This is a genomic window from Burkholderia sp. AU39826, from assembly GCF_020419965.1.
GTDB lineage: Bacteria > Pseudomonadota > Gammaproteobacteria > Burkholderiales > Burkholderiaceae > Burkholderia > Burkholderia semiarida.
This window is the reverse complement of record NZ_JAIZQG010000004.1, coordinates 149,017-166,699: the sequence shown is the minus strand read 5'-3', so window position 1 is coordinate 166,699 and position 17,683 is coordinate 149,017. Positions and strand designations below refer to the sequence as shown.

Below are 17,683 nucleotides of genomic sequence, written 5' to 3'. Positions count from 1 at the left end.
CCATCGATGGAAGTGCGCACTCTTTAATGACTCACCGAACTCCGAGACGCCTGTTGCTCAACGTCGCGATTGCTGCGTTACGCCCGTTGCGTTCTATCCAGCGCCTTTGCCAACATGCTAACGAAGCTTAGGTACTCGACTGCGCGCTCCGGGTGATCTTGGGTAATGCCATGTGCACGTGGATTGCGAAGCGCCATCATCGCCCCTTCGTACAGGTGCATCATCCCCTCCTGCTCGCTCTTTTCGCTGTCGTTTTGTTGATCATTGAATTTGAGGATTGGCGCTTTCGGGCTGAAGACCAAGCGCATTAGCGCCGTACCGGTCACATCCGGACGCATACTTCGGAACTGCACCAGCATATCCAGCACCTTGCACGCGGTTTCGACCGCCTGTGCATAATGGCCGTCCTCGAAAAGCTTCGAACACTCGCGCGCTATGTCCGCATGTAGATCAAGATCACCGAAACTACGGCGCGCCTTACTCGCGGGCGTTTCCGCCCCGTCTTCTAGGTTTTCTTTGAATAGGTCGATGATGCTTTGCAGGTTAGCCGTCTGCTCGGCTTTACCCAAGTTGAGGCCTTGTCGCACCTCATGCAGCGGAAGCTCGGACCCGAAGTAGATGTTGCCTCTGTCGATACTGCGCGGTCGATACCGGGAGAACTCGACGGTATCGACGCCGAAAACGTCGGCTATTGTCTGCTCCAGTTTTTTATCCATGACACCGATTCGTGGATCATTCCGTGCGTTGACCGTCGTCGGATCGAAGTCCCTCAATTCGGCGATTCTGCGCTCAAGTTTCGGAATCGCGGCCCGCATCTGATCGGGCGTAAGGTTGGCCTGCCGAGGTTGTGCGGGCTGGGCTTTTCTCGTCACCATTTGGTCTCTCTTGCCGCCGTTGATTTCCGATGATCATAGCAGGCGTCATCCCCTGCTAGCCCGACACCCTCCGCGACGATATGCCCCCCTTGTCGCGCACCTCCCACCGACTTTTCAGAGTTGGCACTGCACTGCCGGCTCCCTGCATTTCGGTATGAATATGACCCCCCTTAGGCGGGCCGGGAGTAGGAAAAACACGCGGGTGTGAGCCCCCGCGTCTTTGCCCTAGACGCAGGGTCCCCCGTATTCCGGCCACCCCGACCCTTGCGGCCGGCGCAACAATGCCCGATCGGGGCGCATCGCGGACCCCCGCCTCAAAAACACGTTGTCGACGCACCTTGAATCCCGGAGACCCGCGCCCCGTCGGGCTTCGCGGTTGATACAGTCGGTCGCTGCCTGTCCGCTCAGTGCAAAACGAGTTGGAGATTTGGAGATAAACGTCTGAATCGGGCGCAAAGCCTTATGGGGTAAGGCTTCGCGTGTCTCCAAACGATTTGGAGAACGCTGGAGATACTGGAGATAAACCGGGCTGGATTGTTACGGTTACGGCAAGATTCGCGGCCATCGCCGGCCCGGTTCCATCTGGAGCGTATCGCTCAAAGTAACTTTGACGCACGGGCCAAAAATGCCGCGCAAAGGAATGCCCGCCACCGCCCTCCCGGACGGCGGCGGCGCTTTTCACAGCTCAAGCGTGAAGATGGACGGCAGCACGCGGTAGACCATGAACTTGCCGTGACCGGGGATGTATTCCTGCCGGTACGGATAGCCGTCGCTACGCGGCATCAGCACGCCGCGCTTCATCAGTGCCTTGGCGACGATCTTGTGATCGAAGCCGGCGCACACGTCCTTGCGGAACACGGCCGCTTCGATCAGGTATTCCGTCTCGACGCTCTCCGCATCGTCGGCGCTCATCTTGCCGCCGAACTCGGCGTAATACTCGCGATCGGAGGCGATGGGCGTGCGTCGCTCGTCGCGCTTTACGTGCTGCTTGAAACCCGCTCGATGCGGCACGTTGGGCCGATGGTCGTCCTGTGCCCGGTTCATCCACACGAAACGGTTGTCGCCGTGTGCGGCGAGGAAATGCTGTACCTGCCGCACGGCTTCGGCTTCGTCCGAGTTGCCGGTGCCGCCGCGCAGTTCGAGCCAGCCTTCGAAGCAGCGACGTGCGGCCTCGACCGCTTCACCTTGCGGCCAGCCGGTCAGGCCGTGCGCCGTCGCCAGCTCGCCGGCTACCGCAACGAGGCAGAACCGCTTCGCCACGCGTGCAACCTGCGAATGCGAGCCGTCCGGCACCCATTGCCCGACCAGCTCATCGACGCGCATGCGCAGATGCTCGGCCAGCTCGCCGGCCTGAGACGACGCCCACTCGATGAACGCGGGGCCGGCCGTGCCGTAGTGCATGCCTGCGTGCCGCTCTAGATGCTCGATCAGCGCGGCCGGCGTCGGGAAGCCGTGCAGTTTCTCCACGACGCCCATTTCGCCGACCTCGGCCGGAATCGCGGGCAGTCGCACCTCGATACCGCCTTTCATGGGCTTGTTGCCCTCGGCCATAAGCGCGGACACGCTCTTTTCGCCGTTCGACAGGAACAGCAGCCTCACGTGAGAACGGGCTTGGCCGACCCGCTACGCGACGCGCGAGCCTTGCCCGATTCGTTCGCGAGCATGTAGATCACATCGCCGACCAAGCGCGGCTCGACCTGCCCGATTTCATCGAGGATCAGCAGCGCGTCGCTATGCTGCGTGGCGACGGCTTCGAGCGCGTTGTCGGTCGCCTTCCAGCTCCGCACGTAGTCCGGCGAGCCGAACACGGACGCGGCGATGACGCCGCCCGTCGACTTGCCCTTGGACGTCGTGCCGAGCAGGTGAAAGCCGCCAGACTGAAGCCCGGAGAAGTGCAGCAGCGGACCAGCGAAGGCGGTAGCGACGCAGAACAGCAGGCGGCTATTGCCGACGCAGTAGGCTGCGACCTCGCGTTGCCAGTCGTCCAGCGTGCCGCGCTCCTTGAACTGGCTCTGGATCGGCGTGTCGGCCTGATAGATCAGCGCCTCTTTGCCGGTACCGATCACGCGATCGGGCAGCACGAACGCGCCGTGATGCCAGCCGACGCGCGGCACGCAGCGCACGCGCTCGTCCGGCTGCGCCATCTGGACATAGTTCGCGATCTGCGTGCGGGCGATCTGCGTCACGCCAAGCTTCACGCCCATATCGAGCAGCATGCGGCGCAGCTCCGTGCCGTCGCCGGCAAAGAGGCCGGCCGGCACCGCCCACCGTTTCAGGATGCCGTCGCGATCGGTGAATTCGAGCAGGTAGCCCCACTCGCTGTTCATCTCGTTTCGCGTCTCCGCAATCACGTCGATACGCGTGCTGACCCAATGCGGCGGGAGCGGATCGCCCTGATTGTTGAAGCCGTGAAACCACACGCCCTTGTCGTCGACGACGAACCGCGACTTGCCGTCCTGCGCGCGGGCCGTTTTCGGACGCTTGGCGGGCTTCGCGGCGGGCAGTGCTGCCTTGGCCTTGCCGGCATCCGCTGAGCCGGTCGGCGCGAGCGCAGCACGCACGGCGGCGGCCACCGCATCCGGGCCGAGGTGCGCAGCCAGGTCGTTGAAGTCGGTGCCAGTTGCCGGGCGGTTCGGACCGAAGTCGGGCACGGCGACGATGCCGGCGACGGCCTCGGCCGCCGCGCGGGCCTTCGTCACGCCCGGATTGCCCTTCGTCGTGTGGTCGTCGTCGGCGCACACGACGATGCGGACGTCCGGATACTGGCCGCGCAGCGCCGTCGCCACTGCGTGCAGGTTGCCGGCGTCGAACGCGACGGCGGCCGGATAGCCCGTCGCGGCCGCGAGGGTCGCGCACGTGGCGTAGCCCTCGCCAATCAGCAGCGTGAACGGCGCGGAAGACAGCGGACCGCCGATCAGCGAGAAGCAGCCCGCTTTGCGGCCATTCGGCAGATAGCGTTTCTGGCCGTCCGTGAGGACGAACTCCAGCGTCCACAGCTTCCCGTCCGCGTCACGGGCCGGAATGACGAGTGCGCCGTCGCATGCGGCCGTGCCGATGCACAAGCCGCCGCGATAGACGCGCAGCGCGTCGACCGGAATGCGCTTGCGAACGAGATACGGGTGATCGGCCGGCGCAGGCTCGGCCGCCGACCAGATCGATTCAGCGAGCACCGACGCGGCTTGCTGTTTCTCGGTCAGTTCGGCCAGCTCGACCGCTTCGCGGGCCGCGCGCTCGGCTTTCTGCCGCTCGCGCTCCGCTGGGTCGACCGGCTTCGCTCGATGCGCACGCGGATCGAAGCCGCCTTGTTTGGCAAGGTGGAACAGCGTGTTGATGGTGATCTTGCCGCCCTTGAACGACTTCCACACATCGCGCGCGTCCTTGCCGTTGTAGTTCTGCGCGCCTTGGCTCCATTCGTTCCAGAGGGCGAAGCCCTCCTCGTCAAACTCGGCCTTGAGCGCCATCCCCACCTGACTCCACGTGTCACGGTCGTCGGGTGGAACATAGCCGAGCGCGACTCTCGCCCGCTCGAATTCGGACATGGGTGCGTTACTCATAGGTTCCCACTGGACGCGCGTCGGTCGGCTTCCGATTAGTAGTCCATATCGGGCAAGCAGCTACCCGACGCGCGAAGAATTGAATGATTCGACGATGCCTAGTGGCGCGGCGTCAGCCGGCCGCGCGAGGCACCGCCAGAACCGCACCGCCGGCCGTGACGTCGTTGCTGTAGACGTAGCGGCCGAGCCGCGACTCGCCGAGTGCGTCGTTGGCCGCCTCCAGCGCCGCGCCGATCGACGGCAGGGATGCGCGGAACAGGCTCAGCACAAGCCAGTAGTCGTCATCGGACATGGCCTTGTCGGCCGCCCAATGCAGGCTGTCCAGCAGCTCCATTGCATCGCTGATCCGCGTGCCGATGCGGTTGCGATCGGGCCGATTCACCTCGGCCACGAAGTCCGACGCGAGCGGCTGCACGGCATTCTTGTTCGTCTTTGCCATGACCGTCCCTCAGTGCGTCGTGCGCGGTTCGCGCGTAACGAGGCCGAGCGCCGCGAACAGGTGCTGCTGCACGCGCCCCATCAGGCCGGCCGCGAACGCTTGGCGGCTGATCGTCACGCGGTGCGCGTCGACGTCACCAGCGTCCTGCATGGCGGCTTCCATGCCGCGCGCGAACGCGGCGGCTTGATGCGCCGCGTAGTCGTGCAGCCGCACGTCGCCTTTCAGGTCGAGCCACGCGTCGGCGCAGATCGCGCCCAGGTCGACGGCGAATTGCAGCTCGATCGGCGCGCCGGTATCCAGCGGCGGCGCATTGTCGAAGCCATTGATAACCGCGGTTCGGATGCGCTGGTCAGTCATGGCACACCTCCGGCTGCGCGGTGCGGCGCATTTCGGCGGAGTACCGGCTCGCAACGCTTTGCCCCATGTCGACGAGCGCCCGCTCGTAGGTGCCCTCCGCAAGATGCGAACGGACAGCATCGAACAGGGCTTCGAGCTGGGCGAACTGATGGGCCGCACACATGGCGATCATCGTGACTTCGTTCGGCAGGCGGTATTTAGACATGGCGCACCTCCAGAATCGACGCGAGGAGGTGCCGGACGTCGACCGTGCAATCCAGCTCCGCTTCGCCGCGAATCGGCGTGAGGTTCCAGTCATGGACGGCTGCGTGCATGAAGTCGCCAGACCGGCGACCACAGACGCTACGCCCCGAGACGGGGCCGCCCAAGATCCGCACGCGCCAATCGTGATCGGGCGTCGGGCGAGCCGATGCCACCTCGACCAGCATGCCGATACGCGAGCGAGCATCGCACTTCGTGACGATCGCCAGATCGCCAATCTTGCAGCGCAGCTCAGCCATGACGCACCTCCGCACGAACGAGCGCGGCGATTGCGGCCAATGCCGCACCGGTTGCATCGAGCGCGTCCTGATACGTGCTGGCGGTTGCCGCATCGCGCAGCGCTGCGCGGACGATGGATCGAATGAGGTGGGATTGCTGCCCGGTACGGGCGTGCGTGGACTGGCGCATTGAATGCGACCTCCTTGGACGGGTTGAACCCGCTCCCCACTTCCAAATGGGGTGGGCGGGCAGACAGCAGGGTTGGAAGACCGGCGTCCAAGGGAACCGGCAGGCCGAAGCCTCCCCACCGTCGCCCACCCATTGATCGTAGAGGCGCGCGAAGGCACACGGACGTAAAAAAACCGCACTGCGGCGGTCGTCCGCCTTGGAACAATCGGGCTTCCAAACCCGGTCGCTTCTGTGTCGGCGACATGCATAGAATACTGCGTGCCGTCGCGACGTGCAAATCCGGCGCAGAACGGTCCAGAGAAAGCGGGGCCATGCCCGCCGTGCGCTGGCATGGCAAAGTGACTTGGCAAACACTCATGCCGACACCTTCGGATCTAGCATGAAAATCGCCTCCTTCAGCAGCCGGACGGCATGCTTAGCGCGCGTCGGCATCCGAACCGCGTCGCGCTCGAAGACGCCCGCAGCGGCAACGATCATGCATGCAGCATCGCGCCGCACACCCTGCTCCGTACACTGGAGCACGTCGCTGAACAGTTCGTGCAGGCGGGAGAGTTCACAATCGTAGAACTCCGCGTCGGCCTGTTTTTTGGTGTCACGCGCCATCGCTCGCGCGTTCGTTGCGCTCGTCATCACACGCCCTCCGTCACTGCATTCACGGCATCGGCAGCGCGATAGTTCAGCGGATCAGCGAGATAGCGATGGATTTCGCGGTTGTTCCAAACCGTACACCTCTGAGTCAAGCGGATCGAGCGCGGAAACTTCCCCTCCTGTTCGCGCTTGCGAACAGTCTCACGAGACAGGCAAATTGATCGACGCAGATCGCGCCATTTGGAAAGACCATCAAGCGGCAGAGTGGCCGGAGCTTGCGTTGCGAATGCGTTGTTTGCGGACATTTGTGCTCCCTGAGTGACAGTAACGGGAGCGACTATCGCCGTGCGATCAGCACCTTTTAAAGTGGAATGTCCGGATTGCAGGAATGTCCTGCACTTTCACACTGAAATGTCCGTCCCTCAATCGTCGTCTGCAAGTTGTTCTATCACCCGGCGCACGTGACGCTCAGAGATTCCCAGCTTCACTGCGATAGCTTTTCGCTCGTCGATTCCAATCTGGACCCCACGATTGCGATAGCGCGCGACTTCGGTCTTGACCAGTGCACGCGTTGCCGCACCCTTAGCGACATTGGCATCCCGGCCAACAGATCCGTCTCGCTTTCGCGTCTCGCGGCGCACCGCCTCTGCCGCCAGTTTCGCGGAAGCGGTCTTCAAGCGCCGATGCAGAAGTTCAAGTGTAGCGGTAAAGGCATGAGTGCTGCCGCAATGGACGAAAGCATAAATCCGCTGTTCGCGCTGGATGCCGCTGACATCAGCAGAAACAGCAAATTCAATCGCGCGCTCCATGTCCGGCCATAGCTTTCGAATCTGCGCAGCGACGGCCTTGTCCGGCTTCGGTAGGTCGGACAAGTCTCCGCCAGCGCGCGCTCGCCGCCTTGCCTCCGCCACTCCACGCAAATACAAGGCATACATCCATTCCGCCCGGTCGTACTTCCCGCCGCTTAGGCGTGCAACGTGCCCCGCATTCTGTTCCAGCGGATACGGCAATGAATCGCTCGATGCAAGCCGTCGCGCCCGAAGCAAATCTAGGCGCTCCATCTGAAAATGCTCGCGCTCCCACCGCTCATACTCCGCCTTGATTAGCTGAACAGCGGCGGCCTGTGCCGCAGGACTATCCCTGTCGACCGGATCGAGATGCAGAAAATGGTCGGAGACTTGTTTGATTTTCGCTGACGGGCCGCGATCGACAAACGCGGTCAGCTCGTTCGCTGATACCGGCTCTTCGTCGGGATCTATTTCCTCGTGCACGAGGTTGCGCGACTTTCTCATATCCACCCTTCGCGTGGACCTTCACGAAGAACGCCGAGCCAGCCGGTGAAGGTGTCCGGTTTTCGGGTGGCCGCCCTAGGCTCGACGGCAAGCATTTTCTCACGAGTTACCACGCCGATAATTCCGCGCACTGAGTTCGAAGCCGCCAGCCTCTACCTACGCCGTCGCAGCCTACCGGTTATGCTTGAGCGGCAGCGTCACGTCGGGCCCCGAATAAGACGGAGAGACAACGATGACTTTGATCATTGGACACGCCACAAGAGAAATAGGCTTCTTGATCGCCGACACCCTTCTAAGCTCGCCCGTCACATTGCGGGGTGACGGGGGCCCGTTCAACGGCGCACGTCATACATTGAAGGTTCACATACTGTCCGGCCGTCTAGCGGTCGCGTTCGCTGGTGATCCCAGCTTAGCCTGCGACCTCATTGCGGAACTGAAAGCAGAGACTGAAACGCACCCAAACGTTGACGTCCCGAGATGTCTTTTGGAGATGTACCAACGACGCGCAACTGAGATACCGGAAGCCCAGCGCGCAGACTTTCTAATTCTGCGATTGCTGGACAATGGCCCGATGCTTGACAAAGTGACGCTGGAGGACGGCATACGAAATGCCGAACGAGCCTACATTGGCGACGCAGAAGGCTACCGCCAGTTAAGCGCACTGTTGGGTGCGTATGCCGGGCCGAAGATACGCATGGTGCAACAGCCGGACGGCTCATTCATAACGGAGCCATTCGAGCCGATGGATGGCGAGCGATGGTTCGCGGTCGCGACGGATGCATTGGAAAGGCTGTGTCATAGGAAATCCGTCGAAACGGTCGGCGCCGTAACCGACGCAGTTACCAGAGTGGTAAATGCTCGAATCTCTGGGGAACTGGAGTATTTGCAATCGGTGTACGTGGGACGGTCGACCGAAGAAGGGCTGACCGGCTATACGTTTCTTGCCGCAAACGAGGACCCTCGGGCGACAGCTATCTATTTCTACGCAGGTAAAGTGGGCTTCGTGTTTCTACCCGGTGACCCGGCTGGAAGCCGAAGAATAGCTGCTGACTCAGACGTCCAGTTTATCAACGCGGCCCGGCAGCACTACGGGATCGAATTGACCGGTCCAACTCAACCGGCGTGACGTCTATCCGCTGGTCGCGATTGTTGGCGTTCGACCAACTGCGTGTTCCCTTTCACCCTGGCGGCCGATCGAACGACCATCTACCGCCAACCCAACCATATGTCCGAAACCGAACCCTTTCGGACACTATCGCGAAGCCATGTCCGAAAATAAGCTTTCACAACTTTCGGACATGGTCTATCATTCGGACATCCATTTCGTACACAGAGAGCAGCATGTCCCGAACCTTCGCATACGCCCGAGTAAGTACGACTGATCAGACTGCGGCCAACCAACTTCGCGAGATCGAGGCGGCAGGCTTTTCCGTCGACAAGCGCCGCGTCGTTACGGAAAGCATTTCTGGAAGCGTAAGCGCGCACCAGCGACCGGGGTTTTCCGAGCTGTTACTTAAGATGGAGGAAGGCGACGTTCTGATCGTGACGAAGCTCGATCGCCTTGGCCGTAACGCAATGGATGTTCGTGCGACGGTCGAAATGCTGGCAGAACGAGGCATCCGGATTCACTGTCTCGCACTCGGAGGGGTCGATCTGACCAGCGCTGCCGGCCGCATGACGATGCAGGTATTGAACGCCGTCGCTGAATTTGAACGCGACCTGTTGATCGAGCGCACCCAATCCGGGATCGCGCGGGCAAGAGCAGAAGGGAAGACTATGGGTCGACCGACTGCGCTAACGAAGCAACAACAAATCGAAGTGCGCCACTTACTCGGCGAAGGCGCGTCTGTGGCCGCACTTGCCAAACAATATGAAACGAGTCGTCAGACGATTATGCGTGTACGGGATGCGACGTAGAGCAGTGACGGCCAAAGTTACTTTTCACCGAATCGGTAGGACCTGCCTCGATTTTAACGACAATTGAGCAACCGGCCATTACTCATCGGCCTTGCTGGCAGAAGGCCTCGGGACGCCATCGACAATAATAACTTCTGGTGCATCCTTTCCTGCAGACATAATCAGATTACGGAACGCAGTCATTCGATCCTCAGAGGCACCGTTATCGATGACCAGATACACTCCCTTCGTCGCTTTCTCGGCCTTTTGGTATATCGGGAGTTGCTTCTCAAATCCGTGGAATAGCTGAGAATTACTAGTTAGCTTCACCTCAACCAATACTCGACCGTCAAAACCACTACTCAGCTTAAAGTCCACCGGACCACGACCGCCGTCACTTTCCGGGGATAGCTCGAGACCGTTGGCACGGCAATATGCGGACGCTATTCCGAAAAACACCAGCTGAGCCGCCGACTCATGTTTTCGGGTTCCATCTTTATTATAAAGAAGCTTGCAAAGCTGATTATCCTCAATCAGCTCTCGGAAATGCTGACAGATCTTCCGCACCACCGCAAAGACACGATCAGTATCAGCGGGCGCTTCGAGCGTCAACTCTAGCGGATATGCCGTCGAGAATTCCTTAGAAGCTCGGTACCAGCGAGTCTCGCCGGCTGGATCATCCTTGAAATCGTATAGACTCCTACCGGCCTTGTGATATGCCCCGAGAACCTCCAACAGAATATCCGGGTATTTAATGAACGAATTTCGCAAGACCTCCTTCTGATCGGAAAGAGTCGCCTTACGCCACGAATCGCCGATGATCGCATTTAACTCGTCCCGGAGTAGCTTATTCTCATAGGCAATTCGAGAAATGTCACCATACGTTTCTGCCATTGGAAGATCCCGCAATATATCCCGAGGAACCAAAATAACTGCCTTTCCAGTAATTGGATTCAGCGGCATATCCTCTTTCGGCACCCCCTTAGACACGACTAGCGGCTCCATTGGAATTCCGCAATCACTACATACACGCTGGGTGAACTTAACAAGATCATCAAGGATAATTCGGGCGACCATGTCGCTGATTCTGTCCGGTCCGATATTGTCCTCGAATGCACCGACCAGCTCGAACAATGCTGGATCCTTCACGCCCGCATCGATGATTTTCTTTACCGTTGAAAGCAAAGGTTTTCGAAGCCCTGCCCCCATCCCACTCCCTGTTTTCCCGTTAGTGGCATATCCGATGCACAACCCATGCACTTCCGGAAAAGTAAGCCTCTGATCGGCAGCTCGCCAGAAAACGTCCCCCTCGGTTCCAATATTCGAGACGATCTTGAGGACGTCTGCAAAATGCTCGGACACCCGATCGTAACTGTTGGCTAGCTCAGGGGTATCCGTATGCTTGAGCAGGCACGGATCGATAAAGAGCCGAGTATCAACACCGAATACGGGATCCAGCGCACCTGACGCCTCGAATACATCAGGATCGATACCGTAGTAATCGCAAAAGCTCTGCATTGCCCTACCCCGTGCTGATCGTTCGTCTTGTCTCGATATTCTAGCTTGAGACAGTGGGGGCCCCGTCCCTATCGTTCACCCAGCTCGATTGTTGTCGCCGGCCGAGCAAGCGGCGGCGGGGGGAGTTCTTTTGCGCGGAGCGCTCCAGACGGGGCGAAAGTTTGCGAGCAGTCATACGACCACGTTGCTAAGTCGCCTGTCTCCAAAGTTATCTCCAAGAAAATGTGTACTTTGGAGATAGACTTGGAGATAACCACAGCCTTACCAGACAAGGCTTACAGGCCGATACAACCGTCTATCTCCAAATCTCCAAATATTTTTGCTTCCGGCGGCACAGCAACGTTCCGTACAGCACCGACCTTCGACTGATCGAGCCTACGCCGATACGCCTGTTGGTATTTTTGTTGGTATCTTCTAAACAACGTCGCCCGAACGGCACACGCAGCAAAGCGATATGAATTCTGTCGGGGGACCAGCCAAGCCGATACTGCCCCGGCTTCGCAAGAAACTTCCCTCAAGCCACAACGACCGTAAACTCCACCCCCGACTCAAAATCCAGCGTCGTGGTCGAAAACCGCGGATCCTCGTCGAGGTAGTGCTTGTACGGTCGAACGGCTTCCTCGGCCGTGTACATGTTGTCGGCCAGCACGACCGTTCCGGGCCGCAGCAAGCGCTCGATCTGTCTGAACAGCGTCAAGTACGCGTCTGCCCATACGTCGATAAACACCATGTCGACGGCTCCTTCCAGCTCGGCAACCGTCTCGAATACATCGCCCTCCCGCACGTCGACATAGGCATCCAGGCCCGCAGCTTCGACATGAGCCCGCAAACGCGCACACTTGAGCGCATCGCATTCAGTTGCAATGACCACGCCACGGCCCAGCGTGCGCAGCGCATCGGCGAAATACAGCGTCGACACGCCGCAGGAACTGCCGAGCTCGAGGATTCTGCTCGGCCGTTGCGCGAGCACCATATTGCGCAAAAACCTTCCCGTTTCCGCCGACACGGCCAACGATAGCGCACTGCCTCCCGATGATTCGAAATCCTCGGTGAACAGGCCGAACGTTTCGAGAAACCGTCCTCGCAACCTCGGGGCGAGCGCTTCGTATTCGTCGACGAGCGTCGGAAACGCCTCGTTCGGCCCCTGGAACTGCGCGCGTGCGCGGGCGATGATTTCGCTCTGGCTCTCTTCATGAAGCCGTTGCAAAAGAGCGTTGGTGGTCGAAGCCAAGTCCATTCCTTCACGAAGTTGATGACGTAGACGGCGTATCCAGCGACTGCCAGTCCGCCGTCAGGCTCCCTGCGCTGCCGTTCGATCGTCGGCAAGCACGAGCGATGCTATGCCCGTCGGGCAAGCGTGATCGCCCGTTCAGGGCACGCCGTCACACAAAGCCCGCATGATCTGCACGCGTCCGCATTCGGCGTGTACGCGACTTTCATTCCGTGCACGCGCAACTTCAAGCGATGCATCAGGCCAAGATCGAGATAATCGGCCTGATCGATGCGCCGGACCTCGAACACGTTTTCAGGGCAGACGGTGACGCAATCGCCCTTGCCTTCACAACGTTTCAGATCGACGACGGGCGCAATCACGCCCGCCTTCTGCTTGCAGTCGGCCGTTGATTTCTCGCGCATGTTCACTCCTCCGTAGGCCGCTTGCCACGCGACCGCCATGCGGCCCGGAATTGCTCGCGTTCTTCGGGCGTCATGGCTTCCCACTTGCGCCAATGACGCCGGCCGTGCCAGCCGCGGTGTCCGCGGAATCCGCCGAACAGGATGCGGCTCAACACGAGCAGGCCCAGCGCATGGGCGAAGTCGATCGTCCGTGCGCCGACGAATAACCCCGGCATCACCCAGTTCCACAGCATCATGACGACCCATCCGAGCACGCCGATGGCGACCACCACGAGCAGCGCCTTGCCCGCACATCTGATTCGAAAATTCATCCGTCGACTCCTCTAGATATCCAGTTCGTCATAAATGGGTTGCAGTCGAGCACGCAGGTGCAGGACCGCGTAGCGTTTGCGCGCGAGCAGCGTATTGAGCGTGACGCCGCTCTGCGCGGCCAGCTCCTTGAAGGACAGCCCTTCCAGTTCGTGTGCGATGAAAACCTCGCGCTGATTCGCCGGCAACTCGTCGAGCGCATCCTGCAACGCCTTGAGCAGCAGCGTGCGAGCGTAGAGCGCTTCAGGGCCGGCATCGTGTGCCGGTAGCGCGAGATCCAGGCGATACTCGCTGTCCGCTTCGTCGTCGGCATCGAGTAGATCAGTCAGCGGCTGTTCCTTCTTCTTGCGGAAACGATCGATGATGCGGTTGCGCGCGGTACGGAACAGCCACGCGCTCGCCTGTTCGATCGGCGCCGGAAGCCGATAAGCCTGCACGAATTCGTGAAGCACATCCTGCAGAACGTCCTCGGCGTCGTCCGGGTCGCGGATCCGGCGCCGAATAAAGTTCCCTAGCCTCGTTCGCTCACGCATCACTGTCGCAGTGATGTCGCGGTCTGGGTCGGTCATCGTTTGCGAAGTGGGTGGCGGTTCCATGCGTCTGAAGACGTTTCAGGCGCGCGAATATTGTGGCGAACGTAAAAAATTTGCGGCTGCACGCATCGGCTTCCCTGCGTGGCAGGGGTTTCAAGGAACAGGCCCGATATGACATCAGCCCGTCTTTGCACGAATCGTTTGACTCCGCGCACCGACCCAAGTACACTTCGCGCCGCGGGGTGGAGCAGTCTGGCAGCTCGTCGGGCTCATAACCCGAAGGTCGTAGGTTCAAATCCTACCCCCGCAACCAAATACCGAAGCCCGCTTTGCGAAAGCAAGCGGGCTTTTTGCTGCCTGGGGAATATTGCTTGCGCGCGCGGCGCGGTACACGAAGATGGTGCAATCGAGCGCTCGCCACGACGTGCGACACACGATCGCACCTCGCCCGTTCGCCGCGGACATGCACCGAACATTGCGTAGAATTCCGAACCTTCTTCGGTTCAACACACGGAATTCTCGAATGATTCGAACGATCGCGGCGCTCGCCGCGCTTTCAGCGATGTCCGCCACCGCAAACGCCGCCGACGCCGGCTCGGCTCCCGCCAAACAGCGCTACGTCAGCCCCGGCATCGCCAACGTCACGGCTTCGGCAGCCCCACGCCCGGAAAGCACCTCCCCCGACGCCCGCTGCCGGGAACTGGCCGCCGGCATCGACGCGGTCACGCATTCGCCCGACCGCGGCCAGAAGGTCGTGCGAGGAACAGGCCCCGACGGCAAGCCGCGCAACGAACTGCGCACCTACGACAAACGGGCCGACCTGGAAGCCGAGCACCAGCGCCTCGGCTGCCAGTAACGGGCGCGCGAACACACACCTCCCACCCGGCCAGCTCACGCCGGGCATCGGCCTTTACGCGTTCGCCCCGCCGTCGATCGTCAGCCCCGTCCCGTTGATCGACCGCCCTTCCGGCCCGACGACGAACGCCACGAGCGCGGCCACGTCGTCGGCCTTGCCGTACTGCTGAATCGCCATCCGCGCACGCTGCGCATCGGCATGCTCGCCGTCGGCCGGATTCATGTCGGTATCGGTCGACCCCGGATGCACGACGTTGACCGTGATGCCGCGCGAGCCGAGATCGCGCGCGAGCCCCTGCGTCCAGCCGATCAACGCGGCCTTGCTCGCCGCATAAAGGCTCATCCCGGCATCGGGCACGCGCGTCGCGAGGCAACTGCCGGTCGACACGATGCGCCCGCCCTCCCCGAGATGCCGCGCCGCCGCCTGCGACGCGACGATCACAGCGCGCACGTTCACGTTCAGCGTCGCGTCGATATCGTCGAGCGTGAGGTCGTCCAGCGCGCCGGCCCGGAAAATCCCCGCGTTGTTGACGAGAATGTCGAGGCCACCCAACGCTTCCGCGGCACGATCGACCGCGTTGCGCACCGCCACCGGATCGGCGCTGTCGGCCTGGATCGCAATGGCTCTGCGGCCCAGCGCTTCGATGCCGGCGACCACGGCCTGCGCCCGCTCGGCGGATTTTTCATACGTGATCGCCACGTCCGCGCCATCGGCCGCCAGCCGTTTCGCGATCGCCGCGCCGATGCCGCGGCTGCCGCCCGTGATGAGTGCACGCTTGCCTTGAAGTCGATTCATGTCGGTTCCTTTCCCAATTTATGTAACGACCGACACAGAATGTGGCACGTTGCACCGCGCAGTCAATTGATTTATTTTATCGATCGATACAGATATCGATGAAGGAACGGACGCAATGGCTGAACGAGGCCGACCGAGAAGCTTCGACAAGGAAGCGGCGCTGGATCGCGCGATGGAGGTGTTCTGGCGTCTCGGCTACGAAGGGGCGTCGATGACGGACCTGACGGCCGCGATGGGCATCGCGTCGCCGAGCCTGTATGCGGCCTTCGGCAGCAAGGAAGCGTTGTTCCGGCAAGCGCTCGAGCATTACCGCGCAACCGAGGGACGGGAAATCTGGGGCGGCGTCGAACGGGCGGCCAGCGCGTACGAGGCCGTGCACAACTACCTGATGGATACCGCACGCGTGTTCACGCGGCGCTCGAAGCCGGCCGGCTGCCTGATCGTGCTGTCGGCGCTGCATCCGGCCGAACGTTCCGATATGGTCCGGCAAACGCTGATCGCGATGCGCGAGGGCACGGTCGACGCGCTGCGGGAACGCCTCGTGCAAGGCGTCGCGGCAGGAGAAATATCAACGCAGGCGAACCTCGACGCGATCGCCCGCTACTACGTGACGGTTCAGCAAGGCATGTCGATCCAGGCGCGCGACGGCGCGAGCCGCCGCGATCTGGAGGCCGTCGCGCAGGCCGCGCTGGCCGCATGGCCGGCGCTCGTCGGCACGAGCAGCGCGGCCGGTGTATAGATAGCGGCAGGATACCGCCGAAGGAAAGGTTACTGCTTCGCAGCCTGCTGCACGTCCTTCGACGCATGCCACACGCGATAGCGCACATCGAAGCCGTCCGGCACATAGACGACGAGCGGCAGGCGGCTGTTGTAGCGCAGCAGCTGACCGTCGCCGCGCACCTGCACGAACCGTTGCTGCGGCGCCTGGCCCGGGCACGCCATCAACGTCGATGCCGGCCCCTTCACGTCGGTGAGCCGGTAATACGTGTAGCCCCACCCCTTCACATCCTCGGCGGTCAGCTCGCCGCCGAACCAATGCTGGTTGCAGTCGGTCTGCAACGTCTTGCCAATCATCAGCTCGACGCGCGCATCGCCTTCGTTCTCGAGCGCGGGCAGCGCGATCACGGCGCGCTGCTGGCCGGCCGGTGCCTGCGGAAACATCTTGATCGACTCGGCGGATACGGCAGGCGCGGCCACGCAGGCGGCGGCGGTCGTTACGCAGAAGGCGGCCAGCGCGGCCCGGATCGCGAATTTCATCGATGTGCTCCTGAAAAACCAATGAGCCCCGGATGCTATCACTTTCGTCGCAAGACCTTACGGAGCTGTAATTTGGCGACACAATTGCAAACAGCCGGCAATCCCCGAGCGCGGTACTTATAGCGCAATCAACGGAGAACATCATGCTCAAGCTCATTGCTGCCGCCGGCGTCGCTACCCTGCTGGCCGGCTGCGTCGTCGCCCCGGACGCCGGATACGGCTACGGGCAGCCCTACTATTCCGATCCCGGCTACGCGTACGCCCCGTCCCCGGTGTACGGCACGGTCAACATCTGGGGCGGTGGCGGCGGACGCGACTGGGATCGCGGCCGGCGCGACTATCATCGCTGGGACGGCGACCGCGGCAACCGCGGCAACGGCTGGTGGCGCGGCGGCGGACGCCGTGGCGACTGGAACGAAGGCGGTGGCGGCGGACACGGTCGCGGCGACGGCGGCGGTCATCGCCACTGACGTTCAATTGCAACCGTTTGTATCCACGCACGGCCCGCCGATGGCCGGCGGCGCATTACTCCGGCCACAGAATGGCCACGCAAACGACGAAAGGCCCTCGCATCGAGCGAGGGCCTTTCGTCGTCCGGCCCGGCAAAGCGAACGGCGGCGCACGCCGGCCGACCGGTCCGGAACCGCGATCGCACGCGGAACGCCGCGCGCTTACCAGCCAGCCGGCCGCGCGTAGCCGCCGGACACGGGCGCACCGCACACGTACGCGCGCTGGTAGCGGTCGTAGCAATAGTTCGGGCCGTCGTCCTGGTACTGCGCCTGCTGGTAGGTCGGATAGGCCGGCTGCTGGTATGCGGGCGCCTGGTAGTACGTCGGCGGCTGATAGGCCGGCGCCTGATACGCGACGGGCGGATTCATCGCGGACGTCACGATCGCGCCGAGCACCGCCCCGCCGATCAATGCGCCGATGACGGCGCCGCCGTCGCGGCCATGCGCGGACGCCGGCCCCGCGACGGCGAGCGAACCGGCGAGGACACACACTGCGGCAATCTTTTTCATGATGGACTCCCACGCGAAGTGGTACTGGATGCGATGCATTGTGGCGGGACGCGGCCGTAATAGATGCAGCAAGTGGTAACGCGCGATTACC

The 17,683-nt window shown here is 61.8% G+C and carries 22 protein-coding genes, 1 tRNA gene and 1 pseudogene; 6 read left to right on the top strand and 18 right to left on the bottom strand.

Translation table 11 applies throughout. The features are described 5' to 3' along the window. Nucleotides 1-77 precede the first annotated feature (77 nt). From LGM42_RS11895 to LGM42_RS11850, 10 genes and pseudogenes are all read right to left on the bottom strand, one after another. On the bottom strand, nucleotides 78-875 hold the full coding sequence (locus tag LGM42_RS11895; protein ID WP_059833452.1) for a TIGR02391 family protein: 798 nt from the start codon (nucleotides 873-875) through the stop codon (nucleotides 78-80). A gap of 678 nt (nucleotides 876-1,553) precedes the next feature. Next, nucleotides 1,554-4,414 (bottom strand): annotated as a pseudogene (locus tag LGM42_RS11890) (DUF927 domain-containing protein). A gap of 127 nt (nucleotides 4,415-4,541) precedes the next feature. Then, entirely contained in the window at nucleotides 4,542-4,868 is a 327-nt protein-coding gene (locus LGM42_RS11885; protein ID WP_124631619.1) for a hypothetical protein, read from the bottom strand. A 9-nt stretch (nucleotides 4,869-4,877) separates the two neighbouring features. Beyond that, nucleotides 4,878-5,225 (bottom strand): hypothetical protein, encoded by a 348-nt coding sequence (locus tag LGM42_RS11880; RefSeq protein ID WP_014722320.1) that lies wholly within the window; start codon nucleotides 5,223-5,225, stop codon nucleotides 4,878-4,880. Next, a complete protein-coding gene (locus tag LGM42_RS11875) occupies nucleotides 5,218-5,430 on the bottom strand; it encodes a hypothetical protein (RefSeq protein ID WP_006765346.1) in 213 nt (70 codons plus the stop codon). The genes LGM42_RS11880 and LGM42_RS11875 overlap by 8 nt, the downstream gene beginning before the upstream one ends. Then, on the bottom strand, nucleotides 5,423-5,725 hold the full coding sequence (locus tag LGM42_RS11870) for a hypothetical protein (RefSeq protein WP_009908644.1): 303 nt from the start codon (nucleotides 5,723-5,725) through the stop codon (nucleotides 5,423-5,425). The genes LGM42_RS11875 and LGM42_RS11870 overlap by 8 nt, the downstream gene beginning before the upstream one ends. Further along, a complete protein-coding gene (locus LGM42_RS11865; RefSeq protein WP_038707849.1) occupies nucleotides 5,718-5,894 on the bottom strand; it encodes a hypothetical protein in 177 nt (58 codons plus the stop codon). Before LGM42_RS11865 ends, LGM42_RS11870 begins: the two co-directional genes overlap by 8 nt. 354 nt (nucleotides 5,895-6,248) lie before the next feature. Continuing rightward, nucleotides 6,249-6,524 (bottom strand): hypothetical protein, encoded by a 276-nt coding sequence (locus tag LGM42_RS11860; protein WP_226232286.1) that lies wholly within the window; start codon nucleotides 6,522-6,524, stop codon nucleotides 6,249-6,251. Next, entirely contained in the window at nucleotides 6,524-6,787 is a 264-nt protein-coding gene (locus LGM42_RS11855; protein ID WP_226232285.1) for a helix-turn-helix transcriptional regulator, read from the bottom strand. The genes LGM42_RS11860 and LGM42_RS11855 overlap by 1 nt, the downstream gene beginning before the upstream one ends. A 117-nt stretch (nucleotides 6,788-6,904) precedes the next feature. Next, nucleotides 6,905-7,774, bottom strand: a complete 870-nt coding sequence (locus LGM42_RS11850) for a hypothetical protein (protein ID WP_226232284.1) — start codon at nucleotides 7,772-7,774, stop codon at nucleotides 6,905-6,907. A 232-nt stretch (nucleotides 7,775-8,006) separates the two neighbouring features. Here LGM42_RS11850 and LGM42_RS11845 point away from each other — a divergent pair, with 232 nt between their 5' ends. Further along, a complete protein-coding gene (locus LGM42_RS11845) occupies nucleotides 8,007-8,900 on the top strand; it encodes a hypothetical protein (protein WP_226232283.1) in 894 nt (297 codons plus the stop codon). A gap of 215 nt (nucleotides 8,901-9,115) precedes the next feature. Further along, a complete protein-coding gene (locus LGM42_RS11840) occupies nucleotides 9,116-9,691 on the top strand; it encodes a recombinase family protein (RefSeq protein ID WP_226232282.1) in 576 nt (191 codons plus the stop codon). A gap of 78 nt (nucleotides 9,692-9,769) precedes the next feature. Here LGM42_RS11840 and LGM42_RS11835 read toward each other — a convergent pair whose 3' ends face one another. The 5 genes from LGM42_RS11835 to LGM42_RS11815 all read right to left on the bottom strand — a co-directional run bounded on the left by LGM42_RS11835 (nucleotide 9,770) and on the right by LGM42_RS11815 (nucleotide 13,728). Then, nucleotides 9,770-11,188 carry a hypothetical protein gene (locus LGM42_RS11835; protein WP_226232281.1) on the bottom strand — a complete coding sequence of 473 codons (1,419 nt, stop codon included), beginning with the start codon at nucleotides 11,186-11,188 and terminating at the stop codon, nucleotides 9,770-9,772. A gap of 514 nt (nucleotides 11,189-11,702) precedes the next feature. Beyond that, entirely contained in the window at nucleotides 11,703-12,425 is a 723-nt protein-coding gene (locus tag LGM42_RS11830; RefSeq protein WP_395129000.1) for an O-methyltransferase, read from the bottom strand. A gap of 101 nt (nucleotides 12,426-12,526) precedes the next feature. Next, nucleotides 12,527-12,823 (bottom strand): 4Fe-4S dicluster domain-containing protein, encoded by a 297-nt coding sequence (locus LGM42_RS11825; RefSeq protein ID WP_059646395.1) that lies wholly within the window; start codon nucleotides 12,821-12,823, stop codon nucleotides 12,527-12,529. Between the two features lie 2 nt (nucleotides 12,824-12,825). After that, nucleotides 12,826-13,134, bottom strand: a complete 309-nt coding sequence (locus LGM42_RS11820) for a hypothetical protein (RefSeq protein ID WP_059576549.1) — start codon at nucleotides 13,132-13,134, stop codon at nucleotides 12,826-12,828. A 12-nt stretch (nucleotides 13,135-13,146) separates the two neighbouring features. After that, the gene (locus LGM42_RS11815) at nucleotides 13,147-13,728 is read right to left on the bottom strand and encodes an RNA polymerase sigma factor (protein ID WP_081103831.1); all 582 of its coding nucleotides are present in this window, start codon (nucleotides 13,726-13,728) and stop codon (nucleotides 13,147-13,149) included. A 173-nt stretch (nucleotides 13,729-13,901) separates the two neighbouring features. On the opposite strand from LGM42_RS11815, the gene LGM42_RS11810 reads away from it, so the two are divergent. Beyond that, a tRNA-Met gene (locus LGM42_RS11810) sits at nucleotides 13,902-13,978 on the top strand. Between the two features lie 210 nt (nucleotides 13,979-14,188). After that, nucleotides 14,189-14,521 (top strand): hypothetical protein, encoded by a 333-nt coding sequence (locus tag LGM42_RS11805; protein WP_226232279.1) that lies wholly within the window; start codon nucleotides 14,189-14,191, stop codon nucleotides 14,519-14,521. Nucleotides 14,522-14,575: 54 nt separating this feature from the next. Here the strand turns inward: LGM42_RS11805 and LGM42_RS11800 are convergent, their stop codons facing one another. Continuing rightward, entirely contained in the window at nucleotides 14,576-15,316 is a 741-nt protein-coding gene (locus LGM42_RS11800; protein WP_226232278.1) for an SDR family NAD(P)-dependent oxidoreductase, read from the bottom strand. Nucleotides 15,317-15,431: 115 nt separating this feature from the next. On the opposite strand from LGM42_RS11800, the gene LGM42_RS11795 reads away from it, so the two are divergent. Beyond that, entirely contained in the window at nucleotides 15,432-16,055 is a 624-nt protein-coding gene (locus LGM42_RS11795) for a TetR/AcrR family transcriptional regulator (protein WP_226232277.1), read from the top strand. 29 nt (nucleotides 16,056-16,084) lie between these two features. Here the strand turns inward: LGM42_RS11795 and eco are convergent, their stop codons facing one another. Then, nucleotides 16,085-16,573: a serine protease inhibitor ecotin gene (gene eco / locus LGM42_RS11790; protein WP_226232276.1), complete on the bottom strand. Its 489-nt coding sequence runs from the start codon at nucleotides 16,571-16,573 to the stop codon at nucleotides 16,085-16,087. 143 nt (nucleotides 16,574-16,716) lie between these two features. On the opposite strand from eco, the gene LGM42_RS11785 reads away from it, so the two are divergent. Next, a complete protein-coding gene (locus LGM42_RS11785; RefSeq protein ID WP_059576567.1) occupies nucleotides 16,717-17,043 on the top strand; it encodes a hypothetical protein in 327 nt (108 codons plus the stop codon). Between the two features lie 201 nt (nucleotides 17,044-17,244). Here the strand turns inward: LGM42_RS11785 and LGM42_RS11780 are convergent, their stop codons facing one another. Further along, entirely contained in the window at nucleotides 17,245-17,631 is a 387-nt protein-coding gene (locus tag LGM42_RS11780) for a hypothetical protein (protein ID WP_226232275.1), read from the bottom strand. Nucleotides 17,632-17,683: the final 52 nt, after the last annotated feature.